The sequence below is a fragment of the Mesorhizobium sp. M2E.F.Ca.ET.209.01.1.1 genome (assembly GCF_004010375.2).
GTDB lineage: Bacteria > Pseudomonadota > Alphaproteobacteria > Rhizobiales > Rhizobiaceae > Mesorhizobium.
On sequence record NZ_SADP02001349.1, the window covers coordinates 1 to 280 of the forward strand.

Here is a 280-nt window from a genome sequence, read left to right on the forward strand (position 1 = left end):
GTTCTGTGGGCCTTCCAGGCGGTCTATACCGTGCAGCCCGACGAGGTCGCGGTCGAACTGCGCTTCGGCAAGCCGAAGGCCGAGCTTTCCCAGCCAGGCCTGCACTTCCACTGGTGGCCGCTCGAGACCGTCGAGACGGCCAAGATTTCAGAGCAGCTCGTCGACATTGGCGGCGGCAACACCAGCGGCAACGGCCTGATGCTGTCGGGCGACCAGAACATCGTCAATGTGCAGTTTTCGGTGGCCTACCAGGTCTCCGACCCGCGCGCCTACCTGTTCG

At 64.3% G+C, this 280-nt stretch carries 1 protein-coding gene; it reads left to right on the plus strand.

The window, feature by feature from the left end; genetic code table 11:
- Positions 1 to 280, plus strand: a 280-nt coding sequence (locus tag EN852_RS40360) for an SPFH domain-containing protein (RefSeq protein WP_246694613.1), incomplete at both ends; no start/stop codon positions are given.